The organism is Enterobacter sp. E20 (assembly GCF_000801755.2).
GTDB classification, from domain to species: Bacteria; Pseudomonadota; Gammaproteobacteria; order Enterobacterales; family Enterobacteriaceae; genus Enterobacter; species Enterobacter asburiae_B.
The window spans coordinates 673,882-686,745 of the sequence record NZ_CP012999.1; the positions used below are offsets into that span (position 1 = coordinate 673,882).

The following is a 12,864-nucleotide window of genomic DNA, read 5'->3' on the forward strand; positions in this document are numbered from 1 at the left end:
AATGAAACTCTATAACCTTAAAGATCATAACGAGCAGGTCAGCTTCGCGCAGGCGGTAACTCAGGGGCTGGGCAAAAATCAGGGGCTGTTCTTCCCGCATGACCTGCCGGAATTCCAGCTGACCGAGATCGACGAGCTGCTGAAGCAGGACTTCGTCACCCGCAGCACCAAAATTCTGTCTGCGTTTATCGGCGACGAAATTCCGCAGGAGCTGCTGGAAGAGCGCGTGCGTGCGGCGTTCGCTTTCCCGGCGCCGGTGAAGCAGGTTGAGCCTGACGTTGGCTGCCTGGAGCTGTTCCACGGTCCGACCCTGGCGTTTAAAGACTTCGGCGGCCGCTTTATGGCGCAGATGCTGACCCACATCAGCGGCGACAAACCGGTGACCATCCTGACCGCGACATCCGGCGATACCGGTGCGGCGGTGGCGCATGCCTTCTACGGCCTGAAAAACGTCCGCGTAGTGATCCTCTATCCGAAAGGCAAAATCAGCCCGCTGCAGGAAAAACTGTTCTGTACGCTCGGCGGCAACATTGAAACCGTGGCAATTGACGGCGATTTCGATGCCTGCCAGGCGCTGGTCAAGCAGGCCTTCGACGACGAAGAGCTGAAGGTGGCTTTGGGTCTCAACTCTGCCAACTCCATCAACATCAGCCGTCTGCTGGCGCAGATCTGCTACTACTTCGAAGCGGTGGCGCAGCTGCCGCAGGAAGCGCGCAACCAGCTGGTGATCTCCGTGCCGAGCGGTAACTTCGGTGACCTGACGGCGGGTCTGCTGGCGAAATCCCTGGGTCTGCCGGTGAAACGCTTTATCGCGGCGACCAACGCCAACGACACCGTGCCGCGCTTCCTGAAAGACGGAAAGTGGGCGCCGAACGCCACGCAGGCGACGCTCTCCAACGCGATGGATGTGTCACAGCCGAACAACTGGCCGCGCGTGGAAGAGCTGTTCCGCCGTAAGATCTGGCGTCTGGGTGACCTGGGCTACGCCGCGGTGACGGATGAAACCACCAAAGAGACCATGCGCGAGCTGAAGGCGGTGGGGTATACCTCTGAACCGCACGCGGCGATTGCCTACCGCGCGCTGCGCGACCAGCTTAACCCGGGTGAATATGGCCTGTTCCTGGGCACCGCGCATCCGGCGAAGTTCAAAGAGAGCGTGGAAGCGATCCTGGGCGAAACGCTGCCGCTTCCGAAAGAGCTGGCCGAGCGCGCCGACCTGCCGCTGCTGTCACATGAGCTGCCCGCAGATTTTGCCGCGCTGCGTAAGCTGATGATGACGCGCGCGTGATTGTGTTGCCCGGTGGCGGCTACGCCTTACCGGGCCTACAACGACCACGACGACCTGATCGTAGGCCGGGTAAGGCGAAGCCGCCACCCGGCTTTTTTGTGGAGAAATTAAGGAGAGAAAAAGCAGGAAAAAAGCAGAAATTCCCAATAAATGCGGTCACTTAGCGTTTAGGATTGCAGAGAATAACATCCCCCGTTCCCCTCGCGTACTCTCCTTACATCGGCCCACGTTGGGCAAGAAGAATAAGGAGTCACCTGTGTCTACACTGAAACCTGCACTCATCGCGCTTTCACTGGTGCTGGCCGCCCCCATGGCGGTTCAGGCATCTGAAATTACCCTCGTACCGGCGGTCAAACTGCAGATTGGCGACCAGGATAACAACGGGCATTACTGGGACGGCGGCCGCTGGCGCGACCACGACTGGTGGAAGGCGCATTATGACTGGCGTGATAACCACTGGCGTCCACATGATGAGCACCGTAAACACGACGATCGTCACGATGACCATCACCACGATGACCGCCGCGACGATCGCGGCCCGGACTGGAAACACCATTAATGCAAAACCCCGCCAGCTGGCGGGGTTTGTTTTTACTGCTCGTGGCGCTTAAACACCAGCTCGCCTTTCCCCGACGACGCCTCGTCAAAGAAATAGCCTTCGCTGTTAAATTTGGTTAACTGCTCCGGCTTCGTCAGGCGGTTCTGGATGATGTAGCGGCTCATCAGGCCGCGCGCTTTCTTAGCGTAGAAGCTGATCACTTTGAACTTACCGTTCTTCTCGTCGAGGAACACCGGTTTGATAATCTCCGCATCCAGCTTTTTCGGCTTCACCGACTTGTAGTATTCGTCGGATGCCAGGTTAATCACCACGTTATCGCCCTGAGCGTGCAGCGCCGCGTTCAGCTTGTCGGTAATGATATCGCCCCAGAAATGATACAGGTCTTTGCCTTTGGCATTTTCCAGGCGAATCCCCATCTCCAGACGATACGGCTGCATCAGATCCAGCGGGCGCAGTACGCCGTACAGACCCGACAGCATGCGCAGATGCTGCTGGGCAAAATCGAAATCGGCTTCGCTAAAATCTTCCGCCTGCAGGCCGGTGTAGACATCACCTTTAAACGCCAGAATCGCCTGGCGAGCGTTAGCCGGGGTGAAATCCGGGTGCCACTCGTGAAAGCGGGTCGCGTTAAGATCGGCCAGCTTGTCGCTGATGCTCATCAGCGAGGCGATTTGCGGCGCAGAGAGCTTACGCGCTTCGCGGATCAGCTGTTGCGAGTAGTCCAGCAGTTCAGGCTGGGTATAGCGCTCGGTGGCGAGCGGGCTCTGGTAGTCGAGCGTTTTTGCAGGTGAAATCAGAATCAGCATATCCAGTCCTTGCAGGAAATTTAGAGCGACTTTAGCAAAAAATCGCCCTGAATTGATCGATAGCTGTTATTGCCGCGGCAAATCATCCCACGTGCCGGGGGCAAGCTGCGCCTTAATATCGGGATAGCGGGCGGGATCAAATACCGGCGGAACGCCGAGTTTGCGCTGACGCAGATAGTCCCTGGCAATCAGGGTCACAACGGGCGAGAGCAGTAGGATAGCGGTGAGGTTCGTGATCGCCATCAGCGCCATAATGATATCGGCCAGCTGCCAGACCAGCGGCATACTGAGGAAGGAGCCAGCGATGATCATCAGTATGACCGCGAGCCGCAGGGTTCCGATTGCGGCGCGCGAGTCGAGCTTCAGGAAAATAAGGTTATTTTCGGCGTAGAGGTAATTCACTACAATCGAGCTGAAGGCAAACAGCACCAGGACGAGCGAGACAAAACCTGCACCCCAGCCGCCGGTCAGGTTCACCAGCGCCTGCTGGAGAAGCTGTATCCCGGCGGTTCCAGAAGAATGCGGGACGGGGCCTGCCAGCAGCAAAATCATGGCGCTGGCGGAACAGATGATAATGGTATCGGTAAAGACGCCAATCATCTGCACAATGCCCTGTGCGGCCGGGTGTGGCGGCCAGGAAGAGGCGGCAGCGGCCGCGTTGGGGGTTGATCCCATACCGGCTTCATTGGAGAACATGCCCCGTTGAAAACCCGCCATCAGCGCCTGGCTAAAGGTGTAGCCCAGCGCCCCGGAGGCTACCTCGCGCCAGCCAAAAGCGCTTTTGATGATGGTCGCAATCACGCCAGGCACCTGGTCGATATGCCGTGCGGCGACGAACAGGCTCGCGACCACCCAAAGCAGCGCCATAACGGGAACCAGCCACTGCATCAGGCGGGCAACGCCCCTGAGACCGGCAGAAATGGTGAGCAGAACGACGAGGGCTAAAGCAATACCGGCGACCCACTCCGGGCAGGAGAAGGCATAGCGCAGGGCATTGGCGACAGAATTTGCCTGGACGGTATTAAAAATAAGGCCGTATGCGAGCAGTAAAAAAAGCGAGAACAGAACGCCCATCCAGCGCATCCCCAAACCACGCGCCATGTACCAGGCAGGACCGCCGCGAAACTGGCCGTTTTTATCTTTCTCTTTATACAGCTGGGCGAGCGAACTTTCGGCAAAGGAGGTGGCCATTCCGAGTAGCGCCGTCACCCACATCCAGAAGACCGCGCCTGGCCCGCCGGCGCTGATGGCCAGCGCAACGCCCGCCAGATTCCCGCTGCCGAGGCGTGCCGCCAGGCTGGTACAGAGTGCCTGGAACGACGTTAATCCGCCCTGCTGGGGCGTAACGCTGTTTTTCAGACTTCTGCCAAACTTGCAAATATAACGAAACTGGATAAACCCACTGCGTAGCGTAAACCAAATACCTGCTCCCAGAAGCAGGTAAATCATTATCGAACCCCACAGGACTTCGTTAATAAAGAAAAAGAAATCAGGCATTAACGTCCCTCTTGTTGATGCCAAAGTGAATATGTAAGCGCTACCACTGATTGGGCATGCTGTTGCTTAGCAGCCTGTTAATCTTCCGAGTTTACCATACTCTACCTAAGCGCACTGTCTGCGGTTGCGCTACCCCTCCGTCGTGTTATCATCAGGGCAGACCGGTTACATCCCCCTAACAAGTAAACCTGTCATTTTTCCGCTGCAGACATGCTGTCGGTAGCGTGAATTATCCAGGGCACGTTAAAAGAGAAACACTATCATGACGGATAAATTGACCTCCCTTCGTCAGTTCACCACTGTCGTAGCTGACACCGGAGATATCGCGGCAATGAAGCTGTACCAGCCGCAGGATGCCACAACTAACCCTTCTCTGATCCTTAACGCCGCACAGATCCCTGAGTATCGCAAACTGATTGACGACGCAGTGACCTGGGCGAAAGCACAGAGCAACGACCGCGCGCAGCAGGTTGTGGATGCCACCGACAAACTGGCAGTGAACATCGGTCTGGAAATCCTGAAGCTGGTTCCTGGCCGTATCTCTACCGAAGTGGATGCACGTCTCTCCTACGACACCGAAGCGTCTATCGCCAAAGCGAAACGTCTGATCAAAATGTACAACGATGCAGGCATCAGCAACGACCGTATCCTGATCAAACTGGCTTCTACCTGGCAGGGTATCCGCGCGGCAGAGCAGCTGGAAAAAGACGGTATCAACTGTAACCTGACCCTGCTGTTCTCCTTCGCGCAGGCGCGTGCATGTGCAGAAGCAGGCGTATACCTGATTTCTCCGTTCGTGGGCCGTATTCTGGACTGGTACAAAGCCAACACCGATAAGAAAGAGTACGCGCCGGCTGAAGATCCAGGCGTGGTTTCTGTTACTGAAATCTACGAATACTACAAACAGCACGGCTATGAGACTGTGGTTATGGGCGCAAGCTTCCGTAACGTCGGTGAAATCATCGAGCTGGCTGGCTGCGACCGCCTGACCATCGCCCCTGCGCTGCTGAAAGAGCTGGCAGAAAGCGAAGGTACCATCGAGCGTAAGCTGTCTTACACCGGTGAAGTGAAAGCACGCCCAGAGCGCATCACTGAATCCGAGTTCCTGTGGCAGCACAACCAGGATCCAATGGCTGTAGATAAGCTGGCGGACGGTATCCGTAAGTTTGCTGTTGACCAGGGCAAACTGGAAAAAATGATCGGCGACCTGCTGTAATCATTCTGCGTGACCGGGCTTCCGGTCACGCGACTTCTTTCGTACCCTGTCTGAATCTCCTCTCTGCGTGTATCATTCCCTTTAATCAGTACTTTTTGAATGGAATGGATATGAATACCTTACGCATCGGCCTAGTGTCGATTTCTGACCGCGCCTCCAGCGGTGTTTACCAGGATAAAGGCATCCCCGCTCTGGAAGAGTGGCTTGGCAGCGCGCTGACCACCCCCTTTGACATTCAGACCCGCCTGATCCCTGACGAACAGCCGATCATCGAGCAGACGCTCTGCGAGCTGGTGGATGAGATGAGCTGCCACCTTGTTCTGACGACGGGCGGAACCGGCCCCGCGCGCCGCGACGTGACGCCGGACGCAACGCTGGCGATTGCCGATCGTGAAATGCCGGGCTTTGGCGAGCAGATGCGCCAGATAAGTCTACACTTTGTCCCGACGGCCATTCTTTCCCGCCAGGTGGGAGTGATCCGCAAGCAGGCGTTAATTCTGAACCTGCCGGGGCAGCCGAAGTCGATCAAAGAGACGCTGGAAGGGCTGAAAGCGGAAGATGGCAGCGTCCTCGTTCACGGCATCTTTGCAAGTGTACCGTATTGTATACAGCTGCTTGACGGCCCCTATGTGGAAACCGATGAGAAAGTGGTAGCAGCTTTTCGCCCGAAAAACGCACGTCGCGAAACAATCTCCTGAAATTAACCAATATGTGACATTAGCTGAAGCGGCGATAGCGTGGTAAAGCTTTTACGGTATAGTAATTTTTTCTTTACGACTGCTGTAAAAATAAATCCACAACAAACGCAAAATGGTTCGCTATGTCACATAACACCCGACCTCTGAATCGACAGGACTACAAAACTCTCACGCTCGCGGCCTTAGGCGGTGCGCTGGAGTTTTACGACTTTATCATCTTCGTCTTCTTCGCCGCCGTCGTGGGAGAACTCTTCTTCCCGGCGGATATCCCGGATTGGCTGCGTCAGGTGCAAACCTTCGGCATTTTTGCCGCCGGGTATCTGGCGCGTCCGCTGGGCGGCATTATCATGGCCCACTTTGGCGATCTGGTCGGGCGCAAGAAGATGTTTACCCTTAGCATCCTGCTGATGGCCGTGCCGACGCTGGCTATTGGTCTGCTGCCCACCTATGCCTCGATGGGCATTCTCGCTCCGTTGCTGCTGTTGCTGATGCGCGTTCTTCAGGGCGCGGCGATTGGCGGTGAAGTGCCGGGCGCGTGGGTGTTTGTCGCGGAGCATGTTCCGGCGCGCCGCATTGGAATCGCCTGCGGAACCTTAACCGCGGGCTTAACGGTAGGGATTTTGCTCGGTTCCGTCGTCGCGACAATTGTCAACACCAGCATGACGCAGCAGGCCGTGCACGACTGGGGCTGGCGTATTCCGTTCCTGCTGGGCGGGGCGTTTGGTCTGGTCGCGATGTACCTGCGCCGCTGGCTGCAGGAGACGCCGATTTTCCTCGAGATGCAGCAGCGCAAAGCGCTGGCGCAGGAGCTGCCGGTGAAGGCGGTCGTGGTACGTCATAAAAAAGCGGTGGTGGTGTCGATGCTGCTCACCTGGCTGCTTTCGGCGGGCATTGTGGTGGTGATATTGATGTCCCCGGTGTGGCTGCAAAAGCAGTACGGTTTCGCCCCTGCCGTGACGTTACAGGCGAACAGTATCGCGACAATCATGCTCTGCTTTGGCTGTCTGGCCGCCGGGCTGGCGGCAGATCGTTTCGGCGCCAGCGTTACCTTTATCGTCGGCAGCCTGTTACTGGCCGCATCAAGCTGGGCGTTTTACCATCTGGCGGGCAGCCATCCTGAACAGCTGTTCCTGCTGTACGGCGTGGTGGGGCTGTGCGTGGGCGTAGTGGGTGCTGTGCCTTACGTCATGGTGCGAGCTTTCCCGCCGGAGGTACGCTTCACCGGGATCTCATTTTCCTACAACGTGTCGTATGCCATTTTCGGCGGGCTGACGCCGATTGCGGTGACGGTGCTGATGGGTGTTTCGCCGATGGCGCCAGCCTGGTATGTGCTCGCGCTCTCGCTGATGGGGCTGGTATTAGGAATTTGGCTGGGGCAGATGAGGGGATGTCGTGCCCGCGAAGCGGACACGACAGAGGGATCAGTGTTTTTCACCAATCGGTAGAACGGTGCGGTCAAACTGCTCGTTCAGCACTTCACCCATTGCGAGGTAGATAGCGCTTGCGCCGCAAACCAGACCAATCCAGCCTGCAACATGAACGATGCCTTCGTTATCCACCAGGTGACCGATCGCCAGCAGGGCGAACAGCACGGTCAGGCTCAGGAAAACGAACTGCAGCATGCGGTTACCTTTCAGGGTACCGAAGAACATGAACAGGGTGAAGACGCCCCACAGGCCCAGGTAAACGCCCAGGAAGTGGGCGTTTGCCGCGTCTGCCATGCCCATTTTAGGCAGCAGCAGAATGGCAACCAGGGTCAGCCAGAAAGAACCGTAAGAGGTGAAGGCGGTTAAGCCGAAGGTATTGCCTTTCTTATATTCCAGCAGGCCCGCGAAGATTTGCGCGATACCGCCGTAAAAAATGCCCATCGCCAGGATGATGCCATCCATCGGGAACATCCCGATATTGTGCAGGTTCAGCAGGATAGTGGTCATGCCAAAACCCATCAGGCCCAGCGGAGCCGGATTAGCCAACTTAGTGTTGCCCATAAGTCCTCAAAAAAATCATCATTAATATGGTGAAATGGTTAAACCCGCGTCAGTTCTCCCTGACTGGGCGCGGCATCATAATGGGCGCAATCGGTGGCGTCTATGATCTCATCAGGGTGAAATTAAAATTTTTTTTATGCTTGCCCCTTGATGGATGCCGTCGCGACCCCATCTTGTAGTCAACCGCAGTGTGTGGACCTGAAAAAAATCAAATCTGGGCAGTTGAAAAAGCACGTTCTGCCCTTATTACAGGTACACAACCACATGTTGACTGAATTTTTAGTGGAGACGTTTAGATGGGTAAAATTATTGGTATCGACTTGGGTACTACCAACTCTTGTGTAGCGATTATGGATGGCACTACTGCACGCGTGCTGGAGAACGCCGAGGGCGATCGCACCACGCCTTCTATCATTGCTTATACCCAGGATGGTGAAACTCTGGTTGGTCAGCCGGCTAAACGTCAGGCAGTGACAAACCCGCAAAACACCCTGTTTGCGATTAAACGCCTGATCGGCCGCCGCTTCCAGGACGAAGAAGTTCAGCGTGACGTTTCCATCATGCCTTACAAAATCATCGCGGCAGATAACGGCGATGCATGGCTTGATGTGAAAGGCACCAAAACTGCACCACCGCAGATTTCTGCTGAAGTGCTGAAAAAAATGAAGAAAACCGCTGAAGATTACCTGGGTGAGCCGGTAACTGAAGCTGTTATCACCGTACCTGCCTACTTCAACGATGCTCAGCGTCAGGCAACCAAAGATGCTGGCCGTATCGCAGGTCTGGAAGTAAAACGTATCATCAACGAACCAACCGCTGCTGCCCTGGCTTACGGTCTGGATAAAGAAGTTGGCAACCGTACTATCGCGGTTTACGACCTGGGTGGTGGTACCTTCGATATCTCTATTATCGAAATCGACGAAGTTGACGGCGAAAAAACCTTCGAAGTTCTGGCAACCAACGGTGATACCCACTTGGGTGGTGAAGACTTCGATACCCGTCTGATCAACTACCTCGTTGACGAGTTCAAGAAAGATCAGGGCATTGACCTGCGTAACGACCCGCTGGCCATGCAGCGCCTGAAAGAAGCCGCTGAGAAAGCGAAGATCGAGCTGTCTTCCGCTCAGCAGACCGACGTGAACCTGCCGTACATCACTGCAGACGCGACCGGTCCTAAACACATGAACATCAAAGTGACCCGTGCGAAACTGGAAAGCCTGGTAGAAGACCTGGTGAACCGTTCAATCGAGCCGCTGAAAGTTGCTCTGCAGGACGCTGGCCTGTCCGTATCCGATATCCAGGACGTTATCCTGGTCGGTGGTCAGACGCGTATGCCAATGGTTCAGAAGAAAGTGGCTGAGTTCTTTGGTAAAGAGCCACGTAAAGACGTTAACCCGGACGAAGCGGTCGCAATCGGTGCTGCGGTTCAGGGGGGCGTACTGACCGGTGAAGTTAAAGACGTACTGCTGCTGGACGTTACCCCGCTGTCTCTGGGTATCGAAACCATGGGCGGTGTGATGACTGCGCTCATCAACAAAAACACCACCATCCCAACGAAACACAGCCAGGTGTTCTCTACCGCTGAAGACAACCAGTCTGCGGTAACCATCCATGTGATTCAGGGTGAGCGTAAGCGTGCGGCGGATAACAAATCTCTGGGTCAGTTCAACCTGGACGGTATTAACCCGGCACCGCGCGGCATGCCGCAGATCGAAGTCACCTTCGACATCGATGCTGACGGTATCCTGCACGTGTCTGCGAAAGACAAAAACAGCGGTAAAGAGCAGAAGATCACCATCAAGGCATCTTCTGGCCTGAACGAAGCGGAAATCGAAAAAATGGTTCGCGATGCCGAAGCTAACGCGGAATCCGACCGTAAGTTCGAAGAGCTGGTTCAGACCCGTAACCAGGGTGACCATCTGCTGCACAGCACCCGTAAGCAGGTTGAAGAAGCAGGCGATAAACTGCCAGCGGAAGACAAGACTGCTATCGAAGCTGCACTGAGCGCGCTGGAATCCTCACTGAAAGGTGAAGACAAAGCGGACATCGAAGCGAAGATGCAGGAACTGGCGCAGGCTTCTCAGAAGCTGATGGAAATCGCTCAGCAGCAGCACGCTCAACAGCAGGCGGGCGCTGACGCTTCGGCGAACAACGCGAAAGACGACGACGTTGTCGACGCTGAGTTCGAAGAAGTTAAAGATAAAAAATAATCGCCCTGATGCAGGGTAATTAATCGGCACGGGCGTAGGAGAACTCTCCACGCCCGTGCTCGCATGTTAAGGGGCTTAAAAAAACCAATGGCAAAGCAAGACTATTATGAGATTTTAGGCGTTCCGAAAACTGCGGAAGAGCGTGAAATCAAAAAGGCGTACAAGCGCCTGGCCATGAAATTCCACCCGGACCGTAACCAGGGTGACAAAGAGGCTGAAGCCAAATTTAAAGAGATCAAAGAAGCCTACGAAGTCCTGACCGATGCACAAAAACGTGCGGCCTATGACCAGTACGGTCACGCTGCCTTTGAACAGGGCGGCATGGGCGGCGGTGGATTCGGCGGCGGCGGCTTTGGCGGCGGCGCTGACTTCAGCGATATCTTTGGCGATGTATTTGGCGACATTTTCGGCGGCGGCCGTGGTCGTCAGCGCGCGGCGCGCGGCGCGGACCTGCGCTACAACATGGAGCTGACGCTGGAAGAGGCCGTTCGCGGCGTAACCAAAGAGATCCGTATCCCGACGCTGGAAGAGTGTGACGTTTGCCACGGCAGCGGCGCGAAAGCGGGCACACAGCCTCAGACCTGTCCAACCTGTCACGGCTCTGGTCAGGTACAGATGCGCCAGGGCTTCTTCGCGGTACAGCAGGCCTGTCCGCACTGTCACGGTCGCGGCACGCTGATTAAAGATCCGTGCACCAAATGCCACGGCCACGGTCGCGTTGAGAAAACCAAGACCCTGTCCGTTAAAATCCCGGCTGGCGTCGATACGGGCGACCGCATCCGTCTGGCCGGTGAGGGCGAAGCAGGCGAGCACGGCGCACCGGCAGGCGATCTGTACGTTCAGGTGCAGGTGAAACAGCACGCCATCTTCGAGCGTGAAGGTAATAACCTGTACTGCGAAGTGCCGATCAACTTCGCGATGGCGGCACTCGGTGGCGAAATCGAAGTGCCAACGCTGGACGGTCGCGTGAACCTGAAAGTGCCTGGGGAAACCCAGACCGGCAAGCTGTTCCGCATGCGCGGGAAAGGCGTTAAATCCGTTCGCGGTGGCGCGCAGGGCGACCTGCTGTGCCGCGTCGTCGTCGAAACGCCGGTTGGCCTGAACGACAAGCAGAAACAGCTGCTGAAAGAGCTGCAGGAGAGCTTTGGCGGCCCGACGGGCGAGAAAAACAGCCCGCGTTCCAAAAGCTTCTTCGATGGCGTCAAAAAATTCTTCGATGATTTGACTCGCTAATTCGTTAGCTGGTTTTCATCTTCTCAAAGCCCGGAAGCGATTCCGGGCTTTTTTATTTGCGCGTATAGCTCGGTTAAACTGAGTCTATACTCAACATTAATCTGTTTTTGCCGAGCTATTTGGCTTGGTATTATGGTTTTATCGAGGTATTGTTGTAAAAGAGAGAACTTAAATGAAATTACTACACCGTTTCTTTAGCAGTGAGGCGTCCGGTGGCGTGATCCTGATTATTGCCGCAGCGGCCGCGATGGTGCTGGCTAACCTTGGCATCACGCAGGATCTCTACCATGCATTTCTGGAAACGCCCGTTGAGCTGAAGGTCGGGGCGCTGGAAATTAATAAGAACATGCTGCTGTGGATCAACGATGCGCTAATGGCGGTGTTCTTCCTGCTGGTGGGTCTTGAGGTTAAGCGTGAGCTGGTTCTGGGCTCGCTTGCCAGCCGCCAGCGCGCGGCGTTTCCGGTGATCGCAGCGATTGGCGGAATGGTCGTTCCGGCGTTGCTCTTCCTGGCGTTCACCTGGCAGGATCCTGTTGCGCGTGACGGCTGGGCGATCCCGGCCGCGACGGATATCGCCTTTGCGCTCGGTGTCTTAGCCTTGCTCGGTAGCCGCGTGCCGGTGGCCCTGAAAATCTTCCTGATGGCGCTGGCGATCATCGATGACCTGGGCGCCATTGTGATTATCGCGCTGTTCTACACCAGCGATCTGTCGATCCTGTCCCTGAGCGTCGCCGCCGGGGCGATTGCGGTGCTGGCGCTGCTGAACATCTTCAATGTTCGCCGCATCGGTATCTATATCCTGGTGGGGATGGTGCTGTGGACGGCGGTGCTGAAATCCGGCGTGCACGCCACGCTGGCAGGCGTGATTGTGGGCTTCTTCGTGCCGCTAAAACCGCAGGACGGCAAGTCGCCTGCCAAACAGCTGGAGCACGTGTTGCACCCTTGGGTTGCTTTTATGATCCTGCCGCTGTTTGCGTTTGCCAACGCGGGCGTTTCCCTCGGCGGCGTGACGCTGGACGGGCTGACGTCCGTGCTGCCGCTGGGCATCATTGCCGGGCTGTTTATCGGTAAGCCGCTGGGCATTAGCCTCTTCTGCTGGCTGGCGACGAAGCTGAAGCTGGCGTCATTGCCGCATGGCACCACGTTTTCGCAAATTATGGCCGTCGGCGTGCTGTGTGGAATCGGGTTTACAATGTCGATCTTTATTTCGACACTGGCGTTTGGTACGCATGCGCCTGAGCTTATCGTCTGGGCTAAACTCGGCATTCTCATCGGGTCATTACTGGCCGCGGTAATCGGTTATACCTTGTTGAAGGTGAAGTTGTCCGGACAGGCTGTCCAGGCATAACGGAACACCGGGAGAAGGCGA

At 56.1% G+C, this 12,864-nt stretch carries 11 protein-coding genes; 8 read left to right on the forward strand and 3 right to left on the reverse strand.

The genetic code is table 11. The annotated features are described in order from the left end of the window. Nucleotide 1: 1 nt before the first annotated feature. Both thrC and NI40_RS03200 read left to right on the forward strand, forming a co-directional pair. Entirely contained in the window at nucleotides 2–1,288 is a 1,287-nt protein-coding gene (gene thrC, locus NI40_RS03195) for a threonine synthase (protein WP_039260864.1), read from the forward strand. Nucleotides 1,289–1,544: 256 nt separating this feature from the next. Continuing rightward, complete coding sequence (locus NI40_RS03200) at nucleotides 1,545–1,847, forward strand: DUF2502 domain-containing protein (protein WP_039260862.1); 303 nt, start codon at nucleotides 1,545–1,547, stop codon at nucleotides 1,845–1,847. Between the two features lie 32 nt (nucleotides 1,848–1,879). Here the strand turns inward: NI40_RS03200 and yaaA are convergent, their stop codons facing one another. Both yaaA and NI40_RS03210 read right to left on the reverse strand, forming a co-directional pair. Beyond that, nucleotides 1,880–2,653, reverse strand: a complete 774-nt coding sequence (yaaA, locus tag NI40_RS03205) for a peroxide stress protein YaaA (protein WP_039260860.1) — start codon at nucleotides 2,651–2,653, stop codon at nucleotides 1,880–1,882. A gap of 66 nt (nucleotides 2,654–2,719) precedes the next feature. Continuing rightward, the gene (locus NI40_RS03210) at nucleotides 2,720–4,150 is read right to left on the reverse strand and encodes an alanine/glycine:cation symporter family protein (RefSeq protein WP_039260859.1); all 1,431 of its coding nucleotides are present in this window, start codon (nucleotides 4,148–4,150) and stop codon (nucleotides 2,720–2,722) included. Nucleotides 4,151–4,412: 262 nt separating this feature from the next. Between NI40_RS03210 and tal the strand changes: the two genes are divergently transcribed. From tal to NI40_RS03225, 3 genes are all read left to right on the forward strand, one after another. After that, on the forward strand, nucleotides 4,413–5,366 hold the full coding sequence (gene tal / locus NI40_RS03215) for a transaldolase (protein WP_023310342.1): 954 nt from the start codon (nucleotides 4,413–4,415) through the stop codon (nucleotides 5,364–5,366). Between the two features lie 110 nt (nucleotides 5,367–5,476). After that, nucleotides 5,477–6,064 carry a molybdopterin adenylyltransferase gene (mog, locus tag NI40_RS03220; RefSeq protein ID WP_023310343.1) on the forward strand — a complete coding sequence of 196 codons (588 nt, stop codon included), beginning with the start codon at nucleotides 5,477–5,479 and terminating at the stop codon, nucleotides 6,062–6,064. A gap of 122 nt (nucleotides 6,065–6,186) precedes the next feature. After that, the gene (locus tag NI40_RS03225) at nucleotides 6,187–7,509 is read left to right on the forward strand and encodes an MFS transporter (RefSeq protein WP_039260858.1); all 1,323 of its coding nucleotides are present in this window, start codon (nucleotides 6,187–6,189) and stop codon (nucleotides 7,507–7,509) included. Here the strand turns inward: NI40_RS03225 and satP are convergent. Beyond that, nucleotides 7,486–8,052, reverse strand: coding sequence for an acetate uptake transporter (gene satP, locus NI40_RS03230; protein ID WP_008502042.1), 567 nt, complete (start codon nucleotides 8,050–8,052; stop codon nucleotides 7,486–7,488). The two genes, NI40_RS03225 and satP, sit on opposite strands and share 24 nt — an antisense overlap. A gap of 296 nt (nucleotides 8,053–8,348) precedes the next feature. Between satP and dnaK the strand changes: the two genes are divergently transcribed. The 3 genes from dnaK (at nucleotide 8,349) to nhaA (ending at nucleotide 12,843) form a co-directional block, all read left to right on the forward strand. Further along, the gene (gene dnaK / locus NI40_RS03235) at nucleotides 8,349–10,262 is read left to right on the forward strand and encodes a molecular chaperone DnaK (RefSeq protein ID WP_023310346.1); all 1,914 of its coding nucleotides are present in this window, start codon (nucleotides 8,349–8,351) and stop codon (nucleotides 10,260–10,262) included. Between the two features lie 87 nt (nucleotides 10,263–10,349). Then, a complete protein-coding gene (gene dnaJ / locus NI40_RS03240; RefSeq protein ID WP_023310347.1) occupies nucleotides 10,350–11,495 on the forward strand; it encodes a molecular chaperone DnaJ in 1,146 nt (381 codons plus the stop codon). 172 nt (nucleotides 11,496–11,667) lie between these two features. Beyond that, nucleotides 11,668–12,843 (forward strand): Na+/H+ antiporter NhaA, encoded by a 1,176-nt coding sequence (gene nhaA, locus NI40_RS03245; RefSeq protein WP_039260856.1) that lies wholly within the window; start codon nucleotides 11,668–11,670, stop codon nucleotides 12,841–12,843. Nucleotides 12,844–12,864: the final 21 nt, after the last annotated feature.